Source organism: Enterococcus sp. DIV0691, assembly GCF_051711145.1.
GTDB classification, from domain to species: domain Bacteria; phylum Bacillota; class Bacilli; order Lactobacillales; family Enterococcaceae; genus Enterococcus_B; species Enterococcus_B hirae.
Genome location: NZ_JBIOLY010000001.1, coordinates 2179703 through 2205977, shown reverse-complemented (window position 1 = coordinate 2205977; position 26275 = coordinate 2179703). Strand labels below are relative to the sequence as shown.

Here is a 26275-nt window from a genome sequence, read left to right as displayed (position 1 = left end):
AGAGCATTGATAACAAGCACTTAGATTAGGCTGCAAATTGGCTATTATATAAATCAGTATAGAACCCATTTTGACGAATCAATTCTTCGTGATTCCCTTGTTCAATAATCGTTCCTTTGTCCATGACCAGAATATGATCAGCATCTTGAATTGTTGAAAGGCGATGTGCGATGATAAAACTCGTACGGTTTTTCATCAGGGCATCCATTGCTTTTTGAATTTCAGCTTCCGTACGTGTATCTACGCTAGACGTTGCTTCATCTAAAATTAGAATTGCTGGATCTGCTAGAATAGCTCTAGCTATAGTTAGTAATTGCTTTTGTCTAACAGAAATATTTGATGTTTCATCATCCAAGATAGTTTGATAACCATCAGGAAGGGTACGTATAAAATGATCGATTCGTGCAGCTTTAGCGGCTTTGATAATCTCAGTTTCTGGAGCATCTCTTTTTCCATAAGCAATATTTTCAGCAATAGTACCCGAGGATAGCCAAGTATCTTGGAGAACCATCCCAATGATCGAACGCAATTCTTGACGAGTCATTTCCGTTATATTGACATTATCGATAGAAATCTTACCTCCATTTAATTCATAAAACCTCATGATTAAGTTAACTAATGTTGTTTTGCCAGCACCTGTAGGACCAACGATGGCCACTTTACTTCCCGCTTTAACATCAATATTGATGTTATCCATCAACATCATGTCTTCTTTGTAGCCGAAACGAACATTTTCAAAACGCATTTGTCCTTTGACTTTAGGTAAGCTAATGCGTTTGTTCGTTTCAGGAATTTCTTCTATTTCATCTTCTATTTGATAGATCCGCTCAGCAGCGGCAATAGCTCCTTGAAGTGAATTAGAGATATAGGCAAATGTAGACACTGATTCAGATACTTTTTCAATATATTGTAAAAACGCTTGAATATACCCAATTGAAATACTTCCATTTAAAACAAGAATTGCCCCGCCAATTGCGATTACAACATAGCCTAAATGGTTCATAAATTGGATGATTGGATTGATGACGTAAGTAATGAACTTTGCTTTTTTTTCTTTCTGACACAGATCTTCATTTAAAGACGCAGTATTCTGAATCATTTCATCTTGGATATTAAACGCCTTAATAATTATATTTCCTGTGAATGCTTCTTCGATCTGAGCATTCATGTTTCCCAAAGCTTTCTGGTTCTCAGCATGAGCAACCTGTGTTTTTTTCGTGAACATTGAAGCAATTACCAGACTCAAGAACACAGTGCCTAGTACAATCAAAGACAGCAAAGGACTAATCATAAACATGATGAACAAGGCACCAATCATTGCTACAAATGAAGAAAGCAGTTGAGAAATTCCATCTTGTAAGGTTGTCGAAACTTTTTCAAGATCGCTAGTGATACGACTGGATATATCTCCTTTTTTATGTGTATCATAAAATCGAAGTGGCACTCTATTCAGTTTTTCACTAATTCGTTTTCTCATTGAAAGCGTGACATTTTCTGCAACACTTGCCAAGACATATTGTTGCAGATAACTAAACAAAGCTCTGGCGGAAAAAATACCAACTAGCAATAGCAGCAACGTATTCATTGAGTGTATGCCTATTGTAAATGCGTTACTTGTTTGTACAGGTAATTGAACTTCTTGGGCAATAAGATTGATAGCCTGAGCTAATAACAAAGGATAAATTATACTCAGTAACGAACTAATCCCTACACCTATAAGAGTTAATAGTAGTTTCCATTTTTGTCCCATGAGATCAGTGTACAGACGAGAAGTTGTTTTTTTCACACTCTTTATTTTTGATGGATTTCCATTTACGGTCGTGTTACTCATGCGATATCCTCCTTGCTAAACTGAGAATCAACGATTTGTTTATAAGGTAAGCAAGTCTCTAATAAAGTCTGATGGGTGCCAATACCTGCTACTTTACCTTCGTCCAAAACAATGATTTGGTCGGCATCAATAATTGTATTGATTCTCTGAGCTACAATGATCATAGCGGCTTCTCTTGTTTCCTTTTTCAAGAGTGATCGAAGTTTCGCATCCGTCTTATAATCTAGGGCTGAAAAGCTATCATCAAATACATATAACTCAGGCTTTTTAATTAATGCACGTGCAATGGCTAGTCTTTGTTTTTGTCCACCAGAAAAATTATTTCCTCCTTGTGCTACTGATGTTTCAAATCTATCATTTAAGCTGTTAATGTAATCATTGACTTGAGCAATTTTACAAGCATGAGTGATTTCCTCATCTGTTGCATCTTTCTTACCATGTTTAAGATTATCTAAAATCGTGCCACTGAATAAAAAAGCTTTTTGAGGTACATAGCCAATTTCCTCTCGGAGGGCTGCACTAGATAAATTTTTGATATTTTTCCCTTTATAGGAAATAGTTCCTGTATAAGAGTGATAAAACCCCATAAGTAAACTTGCGATTGTTGATTTTCCAGAACCTGTACTTCCAACGATAGCTGTAGTTTGACCTTTCTTTACACTAAAACTAATGTCTTCCAACACTGGTTCTTCAGCATTTGCATAACCGAAAGACACTTTATCAAATTTGATTACTTCCGTTACTTCAGCAGTTTCATTGATAGAAGTCTCTGAGGAATCATCTTCCTCAACATTTAAAACAGCTAGTATCCTATCTGCACTTATTTTTGCTTTCGGAAGGCTAGTGATTCCTGCAAGTCCCATGATCAATGACATAAGAATGATAGAAGAGTATCCGATGACGGCGATGATATCTCCTAATTGCATTGATCCATTGGTTACCCTGATATTTCCTAGATAGACAATCAACAACGTAGAAAAATTCATGATAAGCGTAATGATCGGCATGAGGATGGCAAATAGTTTATTTATACTAACTGCTGTTTTATTGTAGTCAAAAAAGGATTTATCCATACGGCTCTTTTCATAATCCATACGATTAAAGGCACGAATGACTCTGACACCAGTAATTTTTTCCCTAATATTCTTATTCATCTTGTCAAAAAGCGTTTGCTGTTTTGCTAGAAGAGGAATCGCTTTTTTGCTAATTAAAAAAGCTAAGAAAAGAATGACCACCATGATTCCCATGATGCTGATTGCTAAACCAGTATCTTTTGAAAAAGTGAGAACTAATCCAGCAATTGCCATGAAAGGAGCGGGTAAGAGCATTTCAACTGATGAAGAAAAAGCTTCTTGGATTTTTGTTACATCGCTGGTATTTCTACTGATCATTGAAGCTGGCCCGAAATCATTGAATTTATCTATTGATAGATTTTGTGCTTTTTGAAATAACGCATTTCGAAGGTCACGGCCTAGATAGGCAGAAATTTTTGAAGAAAGATAAGTACCAAAGATGGAAAAACTCATGATAGTAAGTGCTACCAAAATCATCAGCGTACCAATTTTCCAGATATAATCTAAATCTCCTTGAAGAATACCATTATCCACAATATCTGCAGTGAGGGTAGGGATATATAATGTTCCAAATCCTTGTATGAAAACACATAAGATCATTACTATAGTTTCTTTATAATATGACTTTAAGAAGGAAAATAATTTTTTCATGATTCATTTCTCCTTTTTAAGTAATCTTCTAAAGAGAAAAAGAGTTCATTGGAAAATCTCTCAAAATCATCAATAAAAGTTGGTGCAATTTTCATAGTTTCTTGAAGGGCTTTATTTTCAATCTCATATACCGGTTTTAATACTTCTTGGGCATAGAGGAGACCTTTTTCAGTTAAACAGATTTGTAATTCACGTTTTTTCCCAGGAATATTTTTAAGAGTAATGTATCCATCTGATTCACATTCTTTGATCAGCGTATTGATTGTTGTTTTGGGAAATGACCAATCCTCGCAGATTTGTTTCTGTGAATGGAATTCTCCATCGTCTAAAACATATAAGAGCCAAAATAAATTTTCTTTGACACCAGATAATTTTGAAATTTTCCAATAAACACCATCAAGTGTAGAAGTTATTTTTCCAATTCGTTGATTCGTGTGTTTTTCAGCCATTTATGAACCTCTCCTTTATAATCCTAATTCGTACTTATGATAATAATACGAATTCGTACTAATGTCAATGATAGAATTTAGTCTTTTGATAGGGTTCTTTGTTTTTATTATTAGAGAATAATAGTTGGTCGAAAAAAATAAGAAGTGACTAGTATAACGACTGGATTCATAAGAATGGAGGACACATTTCTAGTAGGGGAAATTTGAATGCTAAAACAATTTCTTAAAACGACTGAATTAGGACTTACTAGATGTGAGGAATGGAATAGGATATTTATTGAGGACACATTTGATTGTTTTTCTTTACTGGAGGGATCAAATGAGGGAAATGAAGGGGAAAAAATGAACAGATGTTGGTGAACTTCACCAACATCAAAACGTATAAAGCCATTCTATATAGAGCATTTCTTAACTGAAAAACTGTTTTATTTCTAGTGATACTTTGGAGTGACAGCTTTCAATATTTAGTCAGTTGGCAAACATAGTAATCAAATGTACTTTTCTTTTCAAAGCCCATGTTTACATATAAATCATATGCAATTTGATTGGTTGCGTCGACTTCTAAATAAATTTCTTTTTCTTCTTTGATTAATAATTCTTGGATCAAACGGTTCAAGCAAAGTTTACCTAACCCTTGACCACGAAAAGCCGGTGCTACGACTAAGCCGTAGATACCATAGGAAGATAGATCCTCTTCGATTCGGGCACAAGCAATCAGTTGATTTTCTTTATGAAAAACAACTGTTTTCTGTAAATCTTCAGATGACAATGGAGGAACCGTTGCCCCAATTTCTCCTAATTGGAGTTGGGCAATTAGGGAAGATTCCTTTAGAGTAGCTTTTTGTGGTCGATAAGGAGAATCTAGCTGTTTAAATTTGTTTGGCTGAAGAATCAACCGATACTCAGTAAACTGTTTGTTCAATTCTTTTTTCGACTCAAAGTAATTTTTCAAAAAAAGGTCACGTGGATCAGTGATGTAAAGAATCGTTGTTCGACCGATGGTTTGAGCAAATCGCATTATTTCATCAAGTAGTTGTTGTAAACAAGCCAAATTTTCATGCACGATCATTGTCACTTCTAGTTCGCTCTCATCATAAAAACTTAAAAAAGCATAGGCAATAAGTGTCTCTTCTTTAAAACAAAGGACATGGCGGATCTGGTCGTTCGTTTGTTCAGTAAAATCAGGAGCTAGTTTAAACTGGCAGTGACGCTGCTGTTCGATCTGTTCTTTCAATTCACGGATCGTTTGCTTGGTATCAGGTTGTAGCTGTGTTGTGATAGATGCTTTCATTTGTTTTCCCCAATCAAAAGATTTTTCTCATCTTATCTTATTTTTTTAACCAACACAATAAGAAAGTGAATCGCGGTAGTTGGTCGTTCCTTCATTTGGTCATGAAGCCAGAAAGCGAGTCATTGTATTCAACGAGAGTGTCATACAAATGCAATGCTCATAAAAATATAGTTTATAAGGAAAAGTGACATATAAATAAAATTTATGGTAGGTATTAGTTTTGACTATATTCTTTTCTCACGCCTATACTTCCCTTGTTACTAAAACCTAGGAGGAATTAGCTATGTTGACAGGATTAAACTTATTAAATAATCCATTTTTAAATAAAGGAACAGCTTTTACGAAAGAAGAACGTGCGAAATATGGGATTACAGGTATGTTACCAAGCACAGTCCAAACGTTAGAGGAACAATCGATTCAAGCATACGGACAATATTTGAGTAAACAAAGTGATCTTGAAAAACGGATCTTCTTAATGAATTTATTCAATACAAACCGGACACTTTTCTATAAATTAATGGGACAACATTTAGTTGAGTTTATGCCAGTTGTTTATGATCCAGTCGTTGCGGATTCAATCGAACAATACAATGAAATTTTCTTAAAACCGCAAGATGCTGTGTTTCTTTCAATTGATGAACCAGAAAATATCAAAGCAAGTTTACAAAATGCTGCGGACGGTCGAGACATTCGCTTGATCGTGGTGACTGATGCAGAAGGAATCTTAGGCATGGGTGACTGGGGAGTCAATGGTGTAGATATTGCGATCGGTAAATTGATGGTTTATACAGCAGCTGCTGGAATCAACCCTGCCCAAGTATTACCTGTATCGATTGATGCAGGAACAAATAATGAAGAATTACTAAATAATCCATTGTATTTAGGAAATCGCCATCGTCGTGTGACAGGACAAAAATATTATGAATTTATCGATCAATTCGTTGATGCAGCAACGGATCTTTTCCCAGAACTATTACTACATTGGGAAGATTTTGGACGAGGAAATGCTGCAACGATCTTAGAAAAATATGAAGATAAAATCACTACTTTCAATGATGATATCCAAGGAACAGGGATTGTTGTTCTTGCTGGTGTACTAGGTGGACTGAATATTTCTGGAGAATCATTGAAAGACCAAACTATTTTGACTTTTGGAGCCGGTACTGCGGGCGTAGGTATTGCCAATATTCTATTAGACGAAATGATTCGTCAAGGTGTATCAGAAGAAGAAGCTCGAAAACACTTTTATCAAGTAGACAAACAAGGGTTATTATTTGAAGATACAGAAGGTTTGACTCCAGGACAAATTCCTTTTGCTCGAAAACGATCTGAATTTACTAATTCTGCTGAATTAACAACTTTAGAAGCGGTCGTAAAAGAAATTCATCCAACAATCATGATTGGAACATCGACTCAACCAGGTGCGTTTACGGAAGAAATCGTTAAGGAAATGGCAAGCCATACACCACGTCCAATCATCATGCCATTGTCTAATCCAACGAAATTAGCGGAAGCGAAAGCCAAAGATTTAATTGAATGGACTGATGGGAAAGCATTAGTAGGAACTGGGATTCCGGCAGCAGACGTGGAATATCAAGGAGTAACTTATCAAATCGGACAAGCAAACAATGCGTTGATGTATCCAGGGTTAGGACTTGGTTTGATTGCTTCAACGGCTACACGTGTGAATGCTGAGATCATTTCTCAAGCAAGTCGTGCATTAGGTGGAATCGTTGATGTTACACAACCAGGCGCAGCAATTTTGCCTCCAGTTGCGAAGATCACTGAATTTTCTCAAACAATTGCAGAAACAGTAGCGAAATCTGTTGTTTCTCAAAAATTGAATCGTGAAGAAATCACTGATATCAAAGCAGCAGTGGAATCTGCTAAATGGGTACCAGAATACCAAGAGTTAGACAAATAAGCTTGACCAAATTTCTAAAACAAAGTGAATGAAGGATTAGTTGAGCACAATCATACACAGAGTACGTTAATCGGTGAAAGGAAAGCAGCTGATTAGATGCAACGAGGTGAAAAATGGGAATCACCTGATGAAGAAGCTATAAAAATCAGATATTGAACTATTTTTCAACGTACCTCAGCCTTTCACCGTGCTTTTTTATTCAGAAAGGATCTGTATGAATGACACAAAGAGAAGAATCAACTACAAAAGTTGAAGAAAAAACAAAAGAAGGATTTTGGACAACTAAGATTACTGGAGTAAGTCTTCCTATCTATTTTGTTATGGTATTAGTCCTGATCGTTGCAATGGCACTTGGAAAATTACCAACGAATATGATTGGTCCGATCGCTGTTCTAGTGATATTCGGGAATTTATTTCATTTTATTGGTACAAAAATCCCAATCGTTAGAAGTTATCTAGGTGGAGGTTCCGTATTTGCGATCTTTGCCTCAGCTGCAATTGCGACTTTTGGTATATTACCAGAATACGTGGTGAAAGCTACTGAAAATTTTGTAAGTAACATGGGTTTCTTAGATTTTTATATCGCAGCTTTAATCACTGGGAGTATTTTAGGGATGAACCGTAATTTACTAATGAAAGCATCGGTACGTTTCATTCCAGTAGCACTTATTTCAATGATTGTATCGTTTTTTGCTGTTGGTCTAGTTGGAATGTTAATTGGTAATGGGTTTGGACGTTCCGTACTGTATATCTCTTTACCAGCAATGGCTGGAGGAGTTGGAGCTGGCGCAGTTCCATTATCTACGATTTATGCGAACGTCTTAGGAACAAATGCTTCCTCTATTATTTCTCAATTACTCCCAGCTACAGCAATGACTAATGTCTTAGCCATCATTGGAGCAGCTTTGGTTGCTCGTGCAGGAAAATCAATGCCTAAATTGAATGGTGAAGGCAAACTTATGGCAAAAGGCGATCTTGGTGACGGTAAACCACGGAATGTGAAACCATCGATCCCTCAATTAGGTGTAGGTCTAATGGTGTCATTGACATTCTTTATTTTAGGACAAATCGGCAACTACTTTGTGCCAAAAATCCATGCGTATGCGTTTATGATTATCATTGTCGTGATTTGTAAAATTACAAATCTCTTACCTGATTATTATGAGGATGCAGCAATTATGTTCAATAATCTGATCGTTAAGAATTTAACAGCAGCTGTCCTTGCAGGAATAGGGATTGCGCTATTGAATCTAAATGTCTTAGCTTCAGCGTTAACTTGGCAATTCGTTGTTTTATGTTTGACAAGTGTTGTAGCAATCTCGCTCACTTCAGGATTCGTGGGACGTTTATTCGGTTTGTACCCAGTTGAATCAACCATTACAGCTGGATTGTGTAACAACTCAATGGGTGGTACAGGGAACGTAGCAGTATTATCTGCGGCTAATCGAATGGAACTAATTGCTTTTGCGCAAATGGGAAATCGTTTAGGCGGTGCAATCGTCTTGATCATTTCAGGATTTTTGATGCAACTATTTTCTTAAGGAACGAAGACAATAATTTTTTTCCTACTTTAATCGATAAGAAAAACATAGATCTGGAACAACGTTTGTTCCAGATCTATGTTTTTTTGTTTACATTCTTCTAATTGAGCAGGAACTACCCATGATGAAAGTCACGAGTGTACTCGGCTAATTCATCAAACCAAAAGCATGAATCGTAAAAGAAACCAGATCAACAAAAAAATTGGGTTTATCTGACAAAAATCTTCAAGTACTTGCGTATCTCTATTATGAAAAGAGAATGACGAACGTGTTGGTCAAATAGATAGAAAACAGGAAGAGGATTTATGAAAAAACAAAAAATGTTGTATCGTTTAATGAAAATTTTAGGGATAGCAGTAATCATAATCGGAGGGATTGTGTACATGAAACAAAAGCAGCTTAATGAAGAAATGGTCAATATGATTAAGAGTGACCGAGTAGCGCAACTGATCGAATCTGAGTTAAAACGGTTAGATCCCAAAGCATTAGCAGCTGAAGGAATCGTCCATTCGTATGAAATTGATTACGAAAGTATTGAACCTAATCGTTTAGGAGGAATCAACGTTGAATTGATCATTAATCAAGATAAAGAGTTAACATTAGGATTGGTAGTCAATGAGCGCAGGAACCAATTAGTGAATGATGGATTAGTTCTCTCAGAAAAACTAGATAGGCTGATTGAGAGAGCGGATCAGTCATGAGGATGACTGATGAAGAGAGAATAAGAATGATAAGCCAAAGCTATATGAATCTCGAAGTGAACAAAAAAATTTCAGTGAATCGTCAAACATATGGTTATGTATCAAAGATAATAGATAACAAAAAAAGTGGAGAAAAAAGTTTTATCATTACCGACGGAAATCCAAAAGTGCAAAAGCCAAAAGAAGTGAAACAGATAACTATCCTTTATCAAGGCTCGATAGGGATCAATAAAATACTGGTAAATCCTGGAGATGTATGGCGAGATTGGGGAGTAAACAATCTTCCTACGGCTGTCCAAGTGATCAATGCAGGAGGAGCAACTGCGATGCCGCAATTAAAGTCTGCTGCCCATACATTACAAGAAACCATGCAAATGTATCCCAATGCCAAAGTTTCAGTATATGGCCATTCTTTAGGTTCAATGAATGGACAATATGCTATTTCAGATTTGCCGACTGCTTTTCATGATCGGCTAGAGGGGGTATATCTCTACCAAGGCCCCAACATTTACAGTATTTTAAATCCCAGACAACAAGCAACAGCAGATAAATTAACGAATGAAGGAAAGATTTTCAACTTTATTGACACAAGAGATTTAGTACCGATCGGGTATTCACTGACAAAAAAACAAGTGGGTACAGTAATTGAAGTAACATCTAAAAAAGTGAAGTTGGGCAAACAGCATATGTTGGGCGGTTATTTATTTGATCAAGATGGGAATCTAGTGACACAATCTAAAGGGATTATCCAATTAGCAAAACATCAGACAAGTAAAGAGTTGGATCGGCTCGCTGAGATTCATCATCAATTTAGTCACAGCGGTAAAGGAATTTCTTCTTCCCAAGAGATTTTTTTAGATGCGATGCAAGCGAGAACGATTACCTTGGGATACAAACAAGCGATTCAATCTGAGATAGACACAGTGGTCAAGTGGCTAAACAAGGAGATTGAACAGGCTAATCTTCTTTGGAGCCAAACGAAACGGGATACGAACCGCTGGGGTGAACATTTGAATGATACCGAAAAAATGGCTATTCTGGCAGAAAATCAGGTGACAGAGTACACACTAGTCCGTCAGCCAGTGGCTACCTATGAACAACAACTAACCCTATTGCAAAAGGTCCAATATGAATTAGATACGCTGCTGAAACAGATAGTAACCACCATTGAAGAACAGGTGAGGACAGATAAAACATTGTCCCAATATCTTTCATAAAATGGAGGGGTTATGGATGAAAAAAGGTGAAGGACAGTCTCAACCTATGGAAAAACAGTTATATTCAGAAAAAAAACAATTAGAAAATCAACTCGACCAACTAAAGAAAGAAAAAAGTAAATTTGATCATTACTTAGATCAAGTAGCAAACCAATTCCATGATTTTTCGTTTTTTGATGTTTCCCCCCACAGAAAACAGTTCTATCGTTTGTTAAATGATAGCAAAGAAGAGGCGGAAGGGATTTTTCGCAGAGAGAAAAGAATGATCGAATGTCGCATCGAATGTCCCTTAATAGATAAGTACTCTGCATTAGAGAAAGAATCTAGCAACTAATAAAAACGAAACGGGAGAAAAACATGTTTGAAGAATTACAAAAAACATTGGAAAAACAACTCATTCGGCTTATTGTTGCAACACCAAGTCATGCCACATCGCAAAATAGAAAAAAGTTAACTAAGCTAACGCTTCAACAGAAGAAACAAACGTTGAAACAGCTGACTACAAGTTATGCAAGTCATTTAAGTCACGTTTCTAAAGGAACATGGGTCAAGACAGCTATCCAAGTGATCGAAAGAACGGCGAATCAATTCGAATGGCTTACTTAAGGAAGTAAAAAAGTTGAGCATGAAGTTGTGCTAAACTTTTTTACTACGAGTAAATGATCGATTCAATGATGAACCCCAATAACAAGAGAAGACGTTCTAAATCAAAGGAGTGATGGATCTTCTCTTGTTTGCCAGTGATTGAATGATTTTTTGAGTATACCTAAGAATAGAAACTAAAAAGAATCATAAATAAGCATCGATTTCTTCTTTAATGATCCGTAATCCTTTCTTTAAAATCTCCAAATGATTGGATGATAGGGCGATTCGGATAAAAGGATCAGCTTGTTGTTGACTAGTGAAGCGATTCGAGTGATAGATTCTTATCCCTTTGTTCAAAAAATGTTGTTCTACATCTAAGGGAGAAATATCGGCTCGGATCGGAATATTTCGATAATAAGGATAAGGATTCGAAGGACGAGGTAAATCAAAATACGCATCAAAGCAGTCATTTGCTTCGGCTGTTCGTTTTAATTTTGTTGTTAAGATTTTCTGGATTGTTTCTGGTGAGTGCAAGATTTGAGTGATGATTTCTGCATCTAGACCAGATGTTTTGACGTTTATATTAAAGATTGCACGTTCAATTCGTTCTCTTAAACGTTCTGGGAATACAAGATAGGCTACACGAAGACCTGAACAAATGAATTTGGTCATTCCTGACAAGTAAATGGTTTGGTCAGGTAGCAGCTGTTGAAACGGTGGCAAAACTTGTTGTTGAAAATGGGTCGTTAAAAAAGAATGAATATCGTCTTCAATAACTAATAACTTTTCTTTGGAAATAATAGCTTTCAATTCATTACGCCGTTGGAGAGACAGTTGAAAACCAATGGGGTTATTACAAGAAGGCATCAGATAAATCCCTTTTATTTTCTTTTTATGACACTCTTGTAGCAATAATTCAGGTTTCATTCCTTCTTGGTCGAAATCGATCGGAACTACTTCTAAGTGATACAAATGCGCTAACTCAATAAAATTGGAATAGGTATATCGGTCAATAGCGATTCGATCTCCAGGAGAAAAAAAGGCGGCAAGTGTCACAGCAAGACCATTTTGAACACCAGAAACGATTGCGGTATGATGAATCGTTGTTTGAACCCCTTGAGTCTGTAACCACTCGACTGCCGTCTTTAATTGAAAATTGGTTCCCATAGGGTCACGATAATTCAATAAACCCACGATATTGGGGTTGAGACTGACTGAATGGATAAAAGGCAGGACAAGATGGTTGCAGTCTTCAAAAGAACTAACTAATCCAAAATCAATCACATGCTCAGCTACTTGATTAGTTGAAATCGTGATTGAAGTAAAAGCATTAGGGGAAACGAACGTACCACTTCCAATATTGGTGTACAAGAGACCTTTCTCAATACCATATTTATAGGCCTGACCGACAGTTGTAAAATTGATATCTAAATAGTCGGCTAATTCTCTCTGAGAAGGAAGTTGGGTATTTTTTTGTAACTTACTTGTAAGAATATCTTCTTCTAGCTGTTGGATCAGAGATTTATAGATGGGGCGTGTTAATTTTGTTTTATCAGGTCGCCAAGTGATCGGATAATCTTCATAAGAATTTATGGGCATTTTATTCACCTCTAAAATTGTATTCCATACAATTATACTATTGAATGTATATAATTCAATGATAATATATGGACGTGAGGGGGAGATTTTTATGAGAAAAATCGATTTTGAAGAAGCAGTATCACGATTAGATTTTCAAGAGGCAATTGAAGTAATGCGTCAGTGTTTTAGCGATTATGGTGAAGGAAAAATTAGTCAAAATACACGTATGGTAGAGATTTTGCCAGATGGTAAAAATAAAAATGTTTTTGCGATGATGCCTGCTTATCTTGGTAAAGATCGTTATTTTGGTGCAAAAATCATTACTGCATTTCCTGATAATCATTTACAAGGACTATCTTCACATTTGGGGGAAATTCTATTATTTGATTCTAAAAACGGTGTACCTGTAGCGTTAATCAACGCGAATGCAGTCACTTGGATTCGTACCGCTGCAGTTTCCGCTTTAGCCACTGATATATTGGCGAAAAAAGAAGCGGCATCATTAGCTTTAATCGGGGCTGGACAACAAGCAAGCTCGCATTTGAATGCGATCTGTGCTATACGTTCAATCAATAAAGTATCTGTCTATGACTTGAGTAAAGAAAGAAGTCAACAATTTATTGAGGAAATGCAAACAGCATACCCGGAAATTGAATTTTCAAGTGGAGAAACACTCGCAGAAACAGTGGAACAAGCTGAGATCATTTGTACACTAACACCTAGTAAAGAGGCGTTTTTGAAAAAAGAATGGCTTACTCCTGGTGCACATATCAATGCTATTGGTACGTTTACACCAGATACACGTGAAATCACTAGTGAGTTGATGAAAAGCAGTGCCATCTATGTCGATGATTATGGAGCTGCAATGAAAGAAAGTGGCGATCTACTGATTCCGATTGCTGAAGGAGAATTATCAGAATCAGCGATCTCAGGCTCGTTAAGTGAATTGGTTTCAGGAAAAAGATTATTAAAAGACCAAGAAGAAACAATCACGATTTTTGATGCCGTTGGCTTAGCGATTGAAGATCTATGTTGTGCAGAATATATTTATCAAAAAGTTAAGGAGTCTGAATAAAATGAAGTTAAGTTATTATGTTGTTGATGCATTCACACAAGAAGTGTTTAAAGGGAATCCAGCAGCAGTCTACGTTTTAGAGAAGTGGTTACCAGATACGGTGATGCAAAAAATTGCGATTGAGAATAACTTATCTGAAACAGCATTTACTGTCAAAAAGGAGGAACACTATGAGTTACGTTGGTTTACTCCGGATCGTGAAATCGACTTATGTGGACATGCTACTTTAGCAACAGCGTTTGTTTTGTTCAATTATTATGGGATAGAGGAAGAAACAATCAAATTTACTAGTCAAAGTGGCGAACTTCTTGTGACAAAACAACAAGAAACTTACTATATGGATTTTCCAAGTATCATGCCTAAAAAAGTAGCGATTTTACCAGAATACGAAAAAGCGATCGGTGCAAAAATCAAAGCTGCTTATTTAGCGCGAGATTTATTTTTTGAACTGACAGATGAAGAAACCGTAAAACAGTTGCAACCAAACTTTTCAGCTATTAAAAATTTTGATTTGGGCGTTGGCGTGATCGTGACCGCACGTGGTCAGAAGGAAGATTTTGTTTCTCGTACATTTTTCCCGAAATTAACGATCAATGAAGATCCCGTTTGCGGTTCTGCTCATGCCAATCTTATTCCTTATTGGGCAAATAAATTAAGTAAGAAAAAAATGATTGCCCATCAGCTTTCACCAAGAGGTGGTTACCTTGATTGTGAGTTACGAGGGGAGCGGATCGTGATTGGTGGAGAAGCAGTGCTATTCGCTCAAGGAGAAGCTTATATTCCAGAAAAATAAGCATCGCAAATGAAGCAGGAGTTCCCTCTGACAATCTATACCTTTTTCTTCTAGGGCGTTTTCCAGAGGATAGAAGTAAGCCTGTTTTTAGAGATACTAGAAGAGGCTGAGGCAGGTTTTGGCTTAGTCTCTTCTTTTCAACCATAATATTGAAGCTTTCCTAGAAAATCTCTCTATTATTTTACTACTACTTTACTGCTAGAGTTCAAACAGATTATTTGCCTGTATCATTTTTGAGAGGTACGATAATAATGCAAACGCTATCATAAAATTCATGGTTCTTAATTCGAGAGAAAGAAGGCTTTATTATGGAAAAAGTTTATCAAGCTGGTACACATGAAGGGATGATTGATTTCATCAATATGGAAGATCTGGAATTAGCAGCTACTCAAGTAATCCCTAGTGGTGGATATGGCTATATCAGTAGTGGTGCAGGGGATTTGTTTACTTATCGAGAAAATCAAAAAGCCTTTAATCATCAATTGGTTATCCCTCATGTTTTGAAAGATGTGGAATTACCTGATACAACGACCTATTTTTCTGATGAAACATTAGCCGCACCAATCATTATGGCACCAGTAGCAGCGCATGGATTAGCCCATGAACAAGCTGAAAAAGCTTCGGCTAAAGGAGTATCAGAATTTGGAACGATCTATACAGCTAGTTCTTACGCTTCTTGTACCTTGGAAGAAATTAGAGCAGCTGGTGGTCCCGAAGCTCCTCAATGGTTTCAGTTTTATATGAGTAAGGACGATGGGATCAACTTGGATATCTTGGAAATGGCAAAAAGAAACGGAGCAAAGGCGGTTGTTTTAACAGCTGATGCAACAGTTGGCGGAAATCGTGAAACAGATCGGCGAAATGGTTTTACTTTTCCGTTGCCCATGCCAATCGTTCAAGCTTACCAATCGGGAGTCGGTCAAACGATGGATGCAGTCTATAAATCGTCTAAACAAAAATTAAGTCCAAAAGATATCGAATTTATTACGACCCATTCAGAGTTGCCGGTTTATGTCAAAGGGGTGCAATCAGAAGATGATGTGTATCGTTCTCTTGATGCTGGTGCACAAGGGATTTGGGTCTCCAATCATGGTGGTAGACAGTTAGATGGGGGTCCAGCTTCTTTTGATTCATTACGCTATGTAGCTGAAGCTGTGGATAAACGTGTACCGATCGTATTTGATAGCGGTGTTAGACGAGGGCAACATGTCTTTAAAGCGATTGCTTCAGGAGCTGATTTAGTTGCCATCGGTAGACCAGCCATTTATGGACTTTCTTTAGGTGGAAGTACAGGAATCAAACAAGTATTTGATTTTTTCAAAACAGAACTTGAAATGGTCATGCAATTAGCTGGAACTCAAACTGTTGAAGACATCAAAAACGCAAAATTGAGAGAAAATCGTTTCATGTGTTAAGACAAAAAATCGGTTTATCAATAGGGATTAAGTAGCAAAACAGCAGGAACAGATAGTGACTTTGGATAGCATTTTTGAATGACTGTGCTTGTTTTAGGAAAGAATATTTCAACAAGATATTAACCAGTTTTATAGCGATAATCAAACGGTAAGGCAAACTTCTTTAGCCTTACCGTTTTTTTGTGAGCAGATTATTCCTCTAAAAATTTATCAAGTGATAAACTTGTATTATTGTTTGATAAACTTTTAAAGGAGGAGTTAGATGTTTTTAGCATTAAATGAAATCATACATTCAAAATTACGCTATGCGTTGGTTGCTGGAGTGATGTTTTTAATTGCATATTTGGTCTTTTTTTTAACCGGTTTAGCGTATGGACTGGCACAAGATAACCGAACGGCTGTCGATAAGTGGGAGGCAGACTATATTGTACTGTCAAAAGATGCCAATACGAACCTAGGGATGTCAATGATCACGAAAAAGACAGCGCAAGAAGTAAAAGGGGATAAGGTGGCTTACTTAGCACAAACACCAGGGGTCGTAACCAGTAAAGACAACGATGAGGCAGGAAAAATCAATGTGAGTTTTTTTGGTATTGATCCAGATCAATTTATCATGCCTAATATTGTTGAAGGTAAGGCCTTTGTTGGGAACGATGAAGCAGTGGGTGATATTAGCTTAAAAGAAGAGTATGGTCTAGGAATTGGCGATACAGTTAAACTTTCTGGTAGTGACAAAACCTTTCGATTAACTGGATTTACCGAAAATGCGAAGTTCAATGTATCGCCAGTTTTATATACAACACTTGATGCTTACCAAGAAATTCGTTTTGAAAAAACAGATACAAGTGAGAATGCTCGAATCAACGCGGTGGTTGTTAGAGGACAGATAGATGATTTACCAAATGATCTTGAAAAAATCAGCATTTCTAAATTTATCAATGAATTACCTGGCTATAGTGCGCAAGTACTCACTTTTGGTTTTATGATCGGCTTTTTGATCGTGATTGCAGCGATTGTAATCGGAATTTTCATTTATGTGTTGACCATGCAAAAAATCAATATTTTTGGTGTTTTGAAGGCGCAAGGAATGACAGGAGGGTTTATCGCTCGCTCAGTAGTGGCCCAAACTTTCTTACTCTCATTCTTTGGGATCGGTCTTGGTTTGTTGGGAACAGTGGGGACCTCGTTCCTTTTACCAGATACCGTACCTTTTCAAAGTAATTGGTTATTTTTCGGAGTTATCAGTGTTTTGATGTTAGTGGTCGCCATTTTAGGTGCGCTGTTTTCGGTACGAGCAATTGTAAAAATCGATCCGTTGAAGGCAATTGGTTAGGAGATGAAAAAAATGAAAGCAATCGAATTTAAAGATGTCGAAAAGAATTTCAAAGATGGTGATCAAATCGTCCACGCACTGAAAAAAACCAATGTTAGTGTAGATAAAGGCGAATTTGTTGCGATCATCGGTCCTTCTGGTTCAGGAAAAAGTACTTTCTTGACCATTGCAGGTGGCTTACAAACGCCTAGTAAAGGGTCTGTTTTGATCAATGGGCAAGAATTTAGTGCTCAACCTGAGAATCAGCGGGTAAAATTACGTTTTAAGGAAATCGGATTTATTTTACAAGCGTCTAATTTGGTTCCATTTTTATCGGTCAAAAAGCAATTGATATTAGTGGATAAAGTCAAACATGAGAATCGTCAGAAAGAAGCGAATGAACTATTTGAGCAGTTAGGTGTTGCCGAATTGGTCAATAAATATCCAGAAGAATTATCAGGAGGAGAACGGCAAAGAGTCGCCATTGCTAGAGCGCTTTACAACGATCCGTCCATTATTTTAGCAGATGAACCAACAGCCAGTTTAGATTCAGAAAAAGCAAGAGAAGTCGTAGATATTTTAGCGAAAGAATCGAAAGAAAAAAATAAAGCCATCATTATGGTCACCCATGATACACGCCTGATTGACAAATGTGATAAAGTGTTTATGATGGAAGACGGTGTTTTTCAAGAAAAAACAGAATAAGCATAAAAAGAAGGTGTGTATGTGGTTCATCGCTATAACAAAGACACGCAAAAAAAGATTTTACATGAAGCCAATCATTTGTTTATGTCAAAAGGCTATCTCGGTACGTCTACTCGTGAAATTGCTAAGAACGCCGGGATTACCCAACCCAATCTTTATCATTACTTTAGTGACAAAGAAAAACTTTACCAGGCAGTTCTGGAACAACATTTGAAAACAGTAGGGGACGATTTGAGGAAGATCGCCGCAACGGGTGCCGATGATTTTCAACAAACGTTGACTAAGATGGCTGAATATCTTATCGAAACCCATCTCATTGATTTGTTTATGATGCTGCATGATTTGAAGCTCAATCTTTCAGCTGAAACAAGAAATCATTTGTTTTGTTTATGGAAAAAGAATTATCGGGAACCTTTTGAAAAGATTTTTGCCAATCATCAACAACTATTACGAAAAAACGTCACACAGGAACTGGCAGCGAAACATTTTTTCCTTTTGCTAGCCCCTTATATTACTGAATCTGGTCATTCAGAGGAACAGCCTTTTGATGTGGCGACTTTGATCGATCTTTACTTAAATGGGGTTATTGTTTAGCTTGAGACAAATAACGGTTGTGTAAGCTCCGTTCGATTGGATGGATCTGATGCTTTGGAGACACTATTTGTTGTCTCCAAAACATCAGATCCATTTCAAAGAACGAACACTTGCACGCCGTTTTTTTGTGTTAATGTTGCCGATGGGATTCATTCGTTAGTTGAAGCGGCTTTTCTATTAGGGAATTTCAATAAATTTTTTTTTTTGAAAAAAAAGGAACGTTTCTCCCTATTTTCCACTTTATACTTAAGCTCAATGAATAAACGAGAAGGGAAAGAGAAATGAAAAGAACTTTGTTCTATTTGGATAGGGATAGTTATGTTTACTATTTATTAGAGAAAATCAAAGAGATAGATGAAAAACGAAGTATCGAACACCATTTATTAGTGGAAGGGGCAAATCGAAAGTCTATAGAGACAGTCAGTCAAATCAAGAAGGTGAATTTCTTACCAATATTTAAGGATAAAACCCAACAAGAGATAGTTAACGAAGCCACTCAATACTGTCAATCGCTGCTAAATGTTTTTAATAGTGCGATAGGAAAAAAAGCTATTACAAATTATCTTGTGCTACATGACCTGAGTCCAGAATTGACTAAAGAAATTGTTGAAGGACTAGTTTTTAAGGGAACTGTGAACAAACATGGATTTTTTAAAAAGATAGAAAAGAAAAAACAATTACATAAAAAGTTCAATGAAACATTGGTCAAATATGGCACAAATGAAGGGATAAAAGCAATTGAAAATCAACTCATTTTAAATGAACTTCCTCGATCTGAATACAACAAAATAAGTGCAACAATTGGAGAATTTTTGTTTCCTACATGGAAGAATTCCGGATATTCTAAACAAATTACTTTGACAGCCAAAAGATGTAATGCTTTTTTAGAGGATTTCGGTGAGACAGAAGGATTATTAGCTGTTCAAAATTATTTATTGTTGCAAAATACATCAGCAGACAGAGCGAAGGATATACTTAATGAAGTTCAATTACCCAAGACAATCAATCAAAAAGAGTATAAAAATCTTCTCGTTACAACGCTCTATTATAATAATATGGGGGCAACAGAAGTAGAAAATCGGCTAGTTCTACAAGGAGTAGATCGTAAATTTTTCAATCGGATAGGAGAAATTTTAAACATCAATTTATTGCCTTCCTTGAAAGATGAACCTTTATCAAAGGAGGAGAAAATAACTAAAGCAGTCAAATATTGCCAAAGTTTTTTAAATTACTGGTATCCAAACAAAGTAAATGGAGTTAAATCAGTCAATAATTACCTTATGTTGGAAGATTTCCCTCCTGCAATCAATATCGAAGTCATAGAGCGAATAAAAGATTCTATGAATGATGAGGATCGAAAAAATTTCCATTTTTGTTTAACTAGATATATAAAATATAGCCAATTTGTTCGAGAATTAGGATCAGAAATGGGCAGAAAAAAATTCGAGAATTATTTTATTTTAACTTATCCTAGTTTACAACAGCTTCATCAAATGAATGAATACATCGATCAATCAATATTCCCAATGATAGATATGACTAAAAGAGGGGCAATTAGCACATTAGTTGATCGGTGCAATTCTTTTTTAGAAGACTTAGGGCCAAAAAAAGGCTTTGTAGCGATTCAAAAATACTTATTGTTACAAAATACAGCGCCCAAGTATGTTGATAAAATTTTTAGAGATCTAAGGTTTCCTAAAACTATCAATAAATTTTATTTACAGAAACAATTCGAGGAAGTGTACAAGTGCCAATCGATGTTGATAGGATCTGAGGGAACTGTTGGAAAGAAAAAATGTGAGGAATATCTTGTTTTACGAGGAATGAATCGAACGCAGATCGATCAATTGAGTAAGATACTAAATGTCACCTTGCTTCCTTCTTTGAAGATGAAGTCGTCTCAAAAACTCATTGACGAAGTAGTCCAACGTTGTGAACATTTTGAGCCATTGGCAACACGGAATTATCTCGTGCTTCAAGAGCTACCTCCAGATGTTCTTGAGGAAATTTTTACAAAAATCCCTTCAAAAGTAAATGTTGTTCTTGATAATAGTTATTTGACTATCAAAGAAGAAGTAAGACTTGTTAAGGAGTGCCAAGCATCTTTTAATAAATTAGGGCTCATTGAGTGGAAAAAATCAAGTGAAAATGCCCTTGCCTTAAGGGGAGCGAATCAAGAATTAGTTACGTTGATCAATAACCATGTAAATGAAGAGTTATTCCCCAAAGCTGGACGTTTATCTGGACAGTTGAATCGTTGTCACTCTTTTTTAAAGGATTTAGGTAATGAAAAAGGAATGAAGGCTATTGTTCATTTTCTATTATTTACAGAGAGACCACTAAAGGAAACACTCCATGTGATTGATGGGTTTGATTTTCCTTTGCCCGTTTCTTCAGAGGAATTAAAGGTGAGCGCCATTGAGAAGTATTGTGATCATATCGTACAAAAAAAGGATGATTGGCTCTGGCAAAGGAAAGAAATAGAAAATACATTGATTTCCATAGGTGCAAGTAGAAGAATCAGTAATCGATTAAGTGATCGTTATGAGATTCCATTATTTCAACCGATTTTTGATGGTAAACTCTCAGCAGATGAGATCAACAAAGGGAAAAGGGACATAAGGAAACGTTGTGATGAGTTAATCAAAGAGAACCGATCCAAGGGGGGACATATACATGCGCTGGTCAATTACTTTTTCTTACAAAAAATGCCAGTCAAAATTGCAAAAGAAACCATCAAAAAGCTAAAGTTAGAGACCATCACTAAAGACGAGGTAAAAAGAGTCGTGTTAGCTAATTATTATACTTATCTTGGAGAAAAAAAACCACTAGCTGAACATTTAAAATCGGCTAAACGATACTTGCGTACATTAAATTGTTTTAGAGAGCAGGAATCGCAGATTAAATATGATCGGCAATTTCGTTGAAAAATTTTTCAGTTAAATGTTAATGATGAAACGAAAAGAATCAGGAAGATCCAACTCTAAGAGGATACATTCAAAAATGAACAAATCATACATAAAAAGATTCGCAGCATTTTGTCCAATTTATTTTGGCGAAATGCTTTTTTTGTTCTTTTATAAATATAAAAATAAAAAATAAAAGTTATTTTAAATAAAGCAGTAAAAAGAGATGGAAAAGAGATAAGAGAATAGGGATATTTATTAGTTATTTTAGATAACTATAAATATATAAATGTTAATATGCAATACAAAAATATCAAATCATTTGATGCTTTGATAAGATAATGTTAACCTTGTTTTGTAAGGGTTATCATTTTTTTGCTTTTTAGGAGGTTGGTTTATTAAAAATAACTGATTTGTTTTATGGATAATAAGTTTTATTAGGGGAGTTCGTATAGAAAAAGAGGGGAAGGGTTAAAAATGAAAAAGTTGAAAAAAATTAGTTTGGCAGCGATGTTATTTTCTTCTGTTATTTCTCTGACAACACCATTATTCAGCCACAAAGAACATGTGCATGCTGAAGAAGCACAGGAAATTACACAAAAAGCGTCTTATCGTAATGTGATGTATTATGGTGATTGGTCGATTTGGGGAGGAGAACAAGAATTTTATCCTAAAGATATTGCCGCAGACCAATTGACGCATTTAAATTATGCCTTTTTGGATTTTGATAGTAATGGTGAGTTGAAATTTACAGATAAAGAAGCCGCTGTAGGTGTACCAGCAGGTGAAGCAGAAGTCGGATGGGGAAATGCTGCTTCTGGTTTGTTGAATGCGCTTCAAAATTTGCGTGGACAAAATAAAAACTTAAAAATTGGCGTGTCATTAGGTGGTTGGTCAAAATCGGGTGATTTTTCTGAAGTTGCAGCTAGTCCTGCGAAACGAAAAAAATTAGTGGAAAACATTACTAAATTCTTAAAATATACCAACATGGATTTCGTTGATATTGATTGGGAATATCCAGCAGATGTTCGTGAGCCTGATCGTGTCGACAACAAAAATGATGAAGGAACACCTAACGCAAAACCAGAGGATAAAGAAAATTATATTTTACTATTAAAAGATATTCGAGCAGCGATCGATAAACAAGGAGTGGAATTAGGTAAGACTTATGAACTTTCTGTAGCATTACCTGCGTCCCAAGGAATGTTGGACAAGGGAATTGACATCAAACAACTATTTGAAGTAGTTGACTTTGCGAATATGATGACTTATGACATGAATGGTGCTTGGAGTGCAACAAGTGGTCATCATACTGCACTTTATGGTAATCCTAACGACCCGAACTATGCAAATGGGTTGTCCGTTGATCAGACCGTTCGCTTTTTGAAAGAACATGGGGCCCCTTCAGAAAAAATCGTTATCGGCGCAGCTTTCTATACTCGTGGGTGGAATGAAGTAGCTAAAGGGACAGACCCAAATACTCCTGGATTATTCCAACCTGCTGAAAAAAGCAATAAAGATGCAGACCAAACGCCGACATATGGTGCGGACAATGAACATTCTCTGGCACTTGGGGATGGTGGCCGAGCAGGTGGAGTTTGGTCCTACCGAAACATTGATGAATTAAAAACTAAAATCCCGACTCTAAAAGAATATTGGGATGATACAGCCAAAGCACCATTTTTATACAGCGAAGTTTCAAAAGAGTTCTTTACCTATGACAATGTAAAATCAATTAATTACAAAACGCAATATGTGAAAGAGCATGAATTAGGTGGTGTAATCTCTTGGATGCAATCGCAAGATAAGCCAACAACGAGTACGAAAAGAGATGAACTGACCAAAGCAATCAAAAATGGGTTGTTTGGTACAGAAAAACTTCCAGAGCATAAAATTGTATCAAGTGATCTAAATGTCGAGGTAGGGATTTCTACTTATTCTGAAAACAGTTCAAAAGGGTATGAATTAGTCATCAAAAATAAAGAAACACTAAATGAAAATTCGGACGTTTTATCAGCTATTGAATCTTCTCACAAGACAATTAAATTACCACGATACACTTTAGCGTTGAATTCAAATGAGATTCTTAGTAGTGGTGATTACAAAGCAGGCGAGGTTTCAACCTCAAATGGAACGGTGACGATCGATTTAAGTGGGGTTTACGAAGGAAAAGAGCTTAAACCAGGGGAGACATATACGTTTAGATTAAAATCAAATGCAACTGATGTATCCGTTGATCATATTGCTTCTATAAATCTAGCACAAAGAATTACAAAAGCCGGTATAGATATCTCGCAACAAACGATTTATGGAGAGGATTCAACTAATCCAACACCAACGCCAACACCAGATCCAGAAGATAAAGAAGCACCATCTATTCCGACTGATCTGACAGCTTCAAATGTGACAGAGACAAGCGTGACGTTGAACTGGACCGCTTCGACGGATAATAAAGGAGTAGCAGGTTATTATGTTTATCGTGACGGACAACAAGTTGGTCAAACAGCTACTACCAATTATATTGACAAATATTTAATGGCTGGTTCAACGTACATTTATACTGTAAAAGCGTTTGATCATTCTGGTAATGTTTCAGAACACAGTCAACCTTTGAGTGTAACAACACTAGATAGCACATCTTCATCAAAATATGAAGCATGGAGTGCTACAAATATTTACAAAGCTGGTGATAAGGTGTCTCATAAAGGGCAAAACTATCAAGCGAAATGGTGGACAAGCGGGGAAGAACCAGGTACTGAACAATGGGGACCTTGGGAGTTGATTGATTAAATTGCTGGTTATTAATGGGTAAAACATACTAAGTTTTAACGTTTGGGACTAATTAATTGGCTCCCATCGCAGTGGAAAAAAGTTCTATTCTACTGTGATGGGAGTTTTTATGCTATCTAAAAGATCAGGCTATGCTCTTAAGGTCAAATGACCAATTGGATAGCCTGTTTTAAGAGGTCTTATGACCGTTGCTTCAACGCTTCATTCCTATAGAATGATTTCTGAAACAACGTTTATTATTTTTAGAATAAAGCGTTAAAGGGATATCATAAACTCATTTTTTTTGCTTTTTCAGTATTCGCAAAATGTAATTTTGCATAATTTGCTAACAAATCAACGCCACCTTGTTCAATGATTTTTGCAGCTATTCGATCCGACTTTGTTCCAGCGCCAGAAGGTAACTCTAGACCGATCTCTGCTGATTCTTTAGCTAATTCTTCTAGAAAACTTGCTCGGCTGATGATCGATGCCGCAGCTACCGCTAAGTGGTATTGTTCTCCTTTAGTCACAAAATAGAGTTTTTCTTGCACTTGATTTTTTTCCAAACGGACATACTTTTTATAATTGCTTTCTGGTGTAAACTGATCGATCAAGATTGCCTCTGGTTTGACAGGAGCAATTTTTTTCAGCAGTAGATGGATCGCTTGATTATGCAAAGCAACTTTCATACGCACAGCATTGTATTTCGGTTGGATTTCGTTATATTTTTTAGGCTCGAGTACTAAAAGTTGATAAGGGATCGTCTTCTTCAAGATACTAGCCAATTGAATGATTTGAGGATCTTTTAATTCTTTTGAATCACGAACGCCTAGTTTTTTTAGTTGTGTTAGTTGCTCCTTGGCCACGTAAGCAGCACAAACTGTCAATGGACCGAAGTAACTCCCATTTCCCACTTCATCACTTCCTAATACAGATAAAGATTCGATGTTCTTAGGCAAAGATGCAGCTGTTTTTCCAGCTTTGGGTTTTGCTGAAGCTGCTTCGCCCCATTGACTTGCTTCTTTTTCGGCATTTGCACCTTGGAACATGACTTTTCCTGAGGTGTATGCAGTGATGGTCGTGCCATTTTTTTTAGCAGCAAATACGGTATAAGGAATTTTTTTAGGTAAAAGATAAGAAAGATAAGTTTGTTTCATTTTTTCCATTTGGGCAGTCGTTACTTTGATGATAATATTACTCATTATGTACCTCCATTTTAGTTAAATTAATAAATTTAGATGCTTGTTAGATGAAAGATCCCTCAATAGTTCCTTGTCGTTCAGTTGGGGACGAGACATAGCATTTTTTCAAAGTTTATCATATAATGATAAGGTAAATATAAGAAAATTTGTGTACAACTGTTAAATCATTAATTTCATGGTACACTAGATAATAATTTTATCAATAGGGGGAAATGATTCGGATGGCGCACGAAAAAACACGCTATAAAGCAGTGATTGCCGACCAAACTTACACGATTATTGGACGTGAAACAAAGCACCATATGGATATCGTGACAAATTTGATCAATGAACAACTAAAAGAATTGAAGGATTTGTCTCCGCAAATCGATAATGAACAAGCAGCGATCTTAATGGCTGTCAATGCGCTCTCGGATCAATTGAAGAAGCAAGAAAGAAATCTCGAACTTGAAAAAGAAGTAGCAGATTTAAAGAAAAAAATGATCAAATTTGTGGAAATGGAAAATCGAATCAAAAGAATTGAAGCGATTGAAAACGAAGCACGAGAAGTGTTGAAAGAAAACGGACAGGCAGATCGAGAAATCAAGAATCATGTGGAAGCCCAACAAATTTTAAATGAAAAAAGAAAAGGTCAAATCAAACAAAAATCTTCAAATTGAT

General features: G+C 36.3%; 21 protein-coding genes. 15 read left to right on the top strand and 6 right to left on the bottom strand.

The window, feature by feature from the left end; genetic code table 11:
* Positions 1 to 25 precede the first annotated feature (25 nt).
* The 4 genes from IGJ11_RS10140 to IGJ11_RS10125 all read right to left on the bottom strand — a co-directional run bounded on the left by IGJ11_RS10140 (position 26) and on the right by IGJ11_RS10125 (position 5295).
* Positions 26 to 1831: an ABC transporter ATP-binding protein gene (locus IGJ11_RS10140; protein WP_438772542.1), complete on the bottom strand. Its 1806-nt coding sequence runs from the start codon at positions 1829 to 1831 to the stop codon at positions 26 to 28.
* Complete coding sequence (locus tag IGJ11_RS10135) at positions 1828 to 3555, bottom strand: ABC transporter ATP-binding protein (RefSeq protein ID WP_178305763.1); 1728 nt, start codon at positions 3553 to 3555, stop codon at positions 1828 to 1830. Before IGJ11_RS10135 ends, IGJ11_RS10140 begins: the two co-directional genes overlap by 4 nt.
* Entirely contained in the window at positions 3552 to 4004 is a 453-nt protein-coding gene (locus tag IGJ11_RS10130) for a MarR family winged helix-turn-helix transcriptional regulator (protein WP_010718669.1), read from the bottom strand. The genes IGJ11_RS10135 and IGJ11_RS10130 overlap by 4 nt, the downstream gene beginning before the upstream one ends.
* 457 nt (positions 4005 to 4461) lie before the next feature.
* Positions 4462 to 5295: a GNAT family N-acetyltransferase gene (locus IGJ11_RS10125; protein ID WP_207431719.1), complete on the bottom strand. Its 834-nt coding sequence runs from the start codon at positions 5293 to 5295 to the stop codon at positions 4462 to 4464.
* Positions 5296 to 5578: 283 nt separating this feature from the next.
* Here IGJ11_RS10125 and IGJ11_RS10120 point away from each other — a divergent pair, with 283 nt between their 5' ends.
* The 6 genes from IGJ11_RS10120 to IGJ11_RS10095 all read left to right on the top strand — a co-directional run bounded on the left by IGJ11_RS10120 (position 5579) and on the right by IGJ11_RS10095 (position 11284).
* Positions 5579 to 7219 (top strand): malolactic enzyme, encoded by a 1641-nt coding sequence (locus IGJ11_RS10120; protein ID WP_207431716.1) that lies wholly within the window; start codon positions 5579 to 5581, stop codon positions 7217 to 7219.
* A 218-nt stretch (positions 7220 to 7437) separates the two neighbouring features.
* Entirely contained in the window at positions 7438 to 8760 is a 1323-nt protein-coding gene (locus tag IGJ11_RS10115; RefSeq protein WP_010718665.1) for a 2-hydroxycarboxylate transporter family protein, read from the top strand.
* Positions 8761 to 9065: 305 nt separating this feature from the next.
* The gene (locus IGJ11_RS10110) at positions 9066 to 9461 is read left to right on the top strand and encodes a DUF1310 family protein (protein ID WP_010718664.1); all 396 of its coding nucleotides are present in this window, start codon (positions 9066 to 9068) and stop codon (positions 9459 to 9461) included.
* A gap of 26 nt (positions 9462 to 9487) precedes the next feature.
* A complete protein-coding gene (locus IGJ11_RS10105) occupies positions 9488 to 10678 on the top strand; it encodes an Mbeg1-like protein (RefSeq protein ID WP_242697133.1) in 1191 nt (396 codons plus the stop codon).
* Between the two features lie 16 nt (positions 10679 to 10694).
* Entirely contained in the window at positions 10695 to 11012 is a 318-nt protein-coding gene (locus tag IGJ11_RS10100) for a hypothetical protein (RefSeq protein WP_207431714.1), read from the top strand.
* Positions 11013 to 11035: 23 nt separating this feature from the next.
* On the top strand, positions 11036 to 11284 hold the full coding sequence (locus IGJ11_RS10095) for a hypothetical protein (RefSeq protein WP_010718662.1): 249 nt from the start codon (positions 11036 to 11038) through the stop codon (positions 11282 to 11284).
* Between the two features lie 183 nt (positions 11285 to 11467).
* On the opposite strand, the gene IGJ11_RS10090 is transcribed toward IGJ11_RS10095, so the two are convergent.
* Positions 11468 to 12862 carry a PLP-dependent aminotransferase family protein gene (locus IGJ11_RS10090; RefSeq protein ID WP_088762247.1) on the bottom strand — a complete coding sequence of 465 codons (1395 nt, stop codon included), beginning with the start codon at positions 12860 to 12862 and terminating at the stop codon, positions 11468 to 11470.
* A 91-nt stretch (positions 12863 to 12953) separates the two neighbouring features.
* Between IGJ11_RS10090 and IGJ11_RS10085 the strand changes: the two genes are divergently transcribed.
* From IGJ11_RS10085 to IGJ11_RS10050, 8 genes are all read left to right on the top strand, one after another.
* Positions 12954 to 13919 (top strand): ornithine cyclodeaminase family protein, encoded by a 966-nt coding sequence (locus IGJ11_RS10085; protein ID WP_207431712.1) that lies wholly within the window; start codon positions 12954 to 12956, stop codon positions 13917 to 13919.
* Between the two features lies 1 nt (position 13920).
* Positions 13921 to 14712, top strand: coding sequence for a PhzF family phenazine biosynthesis protein (locus tag IGJ11_RS10080; RefSeq protein WP_207431711.1), 792 nt, complete (start codon positions 13921 to 13923; stop codon positions 14710 to 14712).
* Between the two features lie 308 nt (positions 14713 to 15020).
* A complete protein-coding gene (locus tag IGJ11_RS10075) occupies positions 15021 to 16127 on the top strand; it encodes an alpha-hydroxy-acid oxidizing protein (RefSeq protein WP_034699072.1) in 1107 nt (368 codons plus the stop codon).
* A 262-nt stretch (positions 16128 to 16389) separates the two neighbouring features.
* Positions 16390 to 17460 carry an ABC transporter permease gene (locus tag IGJ11_RS10070; RefSeq protein ID WP_010738026.1) on the top strand — a complete coding sequence of 357 codons (1071 nt, stop codon included), beginning with the start codon at positions 16390 to 16392 and terminating at the stop codon, positions 17458 to 17460.
* Between the two features lie 12 nt (positions 17461 to 17472).
* A complete protein-coding gene (locus tag IGJ11_RS10065) occupies positions 17473 to 18144 on the top strand; it encodes an ABC transporter ATP-binding protein (RefSeq protein ID WP_010718656.1) in 672 nt (223 codons plus the stop codon).
* A gap of 21 nt (positions 18145 to 18165) precedes the next feature.
* Positions 18166 to 18738, top strand: a complete 573-nt coding sequence (locus tag IGJ11_RS10060; RefSeq protein ID WP_010738025.1) for a TetR/AcrR family transcriptional regulator — start codon at positions 18166 to 18168, stop codon at positions 18736 to 18738.
* Between the two features lie 281 nt (positions 18739 to 19019).
* On the top strand, positions 19020 to 21665 hold the full coding sequence (locus tag IGJ11_RS10055) for a hypothetical protein (protein WP_207431710.1): 2646 nt from the start codon (positions 19020 to 19022) through the stop codon (positions 21663 to 21665).
* A 456-nt stretch (positions 21666 to 22121) separates the two neighbouring features.
* Positions 22122 to 24434: a glycosyl hydrolase family 18 protein gene (locus tag IGJ11_RS10050; protein WP_251849674.1), complete on the top strand. Its 2313-nt coding sequence runs from the start codon at positions 22122 to 22124 to the stop codon at positions 24432 to 24434.
* 266 nt (positions 24435 to 24700) lie between these two features.
* Here IGJ11_RS10050 and rnhC read toward each other — a convergent pair whose 3' ends face one another.
* Positions 24701 to 25615 carry a ribonuclease HIII gene (gene rnhC, locus IGJ11_RS10045; protein ID WP_207431709.1) on the bottom strand — a complete coding sequence of 305 codons (915 nt, stop codon included), beginning with the start codon at positions 25613 to 25615 and terminating at the stop codon, positions 24701 to 24703.
* 221 nt (positions 25616 to 25836) lie between these two features.
* Between rnhC and zapA the strand changes: the two genes are divergently transcribed.
* Positions 25837 to 26274: a cell division protein ZapA gene (gene zapA / locus IGJ11_RS10040; RefSeq protein ID WP_010718651.1), complete on the top strand. Its 438-nt coding sequence runs from the start codon at positions 25837 to 25839 to the stop codon at positions 26272 to 26274.
* The last annotated feature ends 1 nt before the right edge of the window (position 26275 follow it).

What these genes read in the sequence shown, in the direction of transcription:
- IGJ11_RS10135 (WP_178305763.1), bottom strand. Translation starts at nt 3,555, where the DNA reads ATGAAAAAATTATTTTCCTTCTTAAAGTCATATTATAAAGAAACTATA.
- IGJ11_RS10070 (WP_010738026.1), top strand. Translation starts at nt 16,390, where the DNA reads ATGTTTTTAGCATTAAATGAAATCATACATTCAAAATTACGCTATGCG.
- IGJ11_RS10055 (WP_207431710.1), top strand. Translation starts at nt 19,020, where the DNA reads ATGAAAAGAACTTTGTTCTATTTGGATAGGGATAGTTATGTTTACTAT.
- IGJ11_RS10100 (WP_207431714.1), top strand. Translation starts at nt 10,695, where the DNA reads ATGAAAAAAGGTGAAGGACAGTCTCAACCTATGGAAAAACAGTTATAT.
- IGJ11_RS10120 (WP_207431716.1), top strand. Translation starts at nt 5,579, where the DNA reads ATGTTGACAGGATTAAACTTATTAAATAATCCATTTTTAAATAAAGGA.
- IGJ11_RS10050 (WP_251849674.1), top strand. Translation starts at nt 22,122, where the DNA reads ATGAAAAAGTTGAAAAAAATTAGTTTGGCAGCGATGTTATTTTCTTCT.
- IGJ11_RS10105 (WP_242697133.1), top strand. Translation starts at nt 9,488, where the DNA reads ATGATAAGCCAAAGCTATATGAATCTCGAAGTGAACAAAAAAATTTCA.
- IGJ11_RS10140 (WP_438772542.1), bottom strand. Translation starts at nt 1,831, where the DNA reads ATGAGTAACACGACCGTAAATGGAAATCCATCAAAAATAAAGAGTGTG.
- IGJ11_RS10085 (WP_207431712.1), top strand. Translation starts at nt 12,954, where the DNA reads ATGAGAAAAATCGATTTTGAAGAAGCAGTATCACGATTAGATTTTCAA.
- IGJ11_RS10115 (WP_010718665.1), top strand. Translation starts at nt 7,438, where the DNA reads ATGACACAAAGAGAAGAATCAACTACAAAAGTTGAAGAAAAAACAAAA.
- zapA (WP_010718651.1), top strand. Translation starts at nt 25,837, where the DNA reads ATGGCGCACGAAAAAACACGCTATAAAGCAGTGATTGCCGACCAAACT.
- IGJ11_RS10130 (WP_010718669.1), bottom strand. Translation starts at nt 4,004, where the DNA reads ATGGCTGAAAAACACACGAATCAACGAATTGGAAAAATAACTTCTACA.
- IGJ11_RS10095 (WP_010718662.1), top strand. Translation starts at nt 11,036, where the DNA reads ATGTTTGAAGAATTACAAAAAACATTGGAAAAACAACTCATTCGGCTT.
- IGJ11_RS10110 (WP_010718664.1), top strand. Translation starts at nt 9,066, where the DNA reads ATGAAAAAACAAAAAATGTTGTATCGTTTAATGAAAATTTTAGGGATA.
- rnhC (WP_207431709.1), bottom strand. Translation starts at nt 25,615, where the DNA reads ATGAGTAATATTATCATCAAAGTAACGACTGCCCAAATGGAAAAAATG.
- IGJ11_RS10065 (WP_010718656.1), top strand. Translation starts at nt 17,473, where the DNA reads ATGAAAGCAATCGAATTTAAAGATGTCGAAAAGAATTTCAAAGATGGT.
- IGJ11_RS10125 (WP_207431719.1), bottom strand. Translation starts at nt 5,295, where the DNA reads ATGAAAGCATCTATCACAACACAGCTACAACCTGATACCAAGCAAACG.
- IGJ11_RS10080 (WP_207431711.1), top strand. Translation starts at nt 13,921, where the DNA reads ATGAAGTTAAGTTATTATGTTGTTGATGCATTCACACAAGAAGTGTTT.
- IGJ11_RS10075 (WP_034699072.1), top strand. Translation starts at nt 15,021, where the DNA reads ATGGAAAAAGTTTATCAAGCTGGTACACATGAAGGGATGATTGATTTC.
- IGJ11_RS10090 (WP_088762247.1), bottom strand. Translation starts at nt 12,862, where the DNA reads ATGCCCATAAATTCTTATGAAGATTATCCGATCACTTGGCGACCTGAT.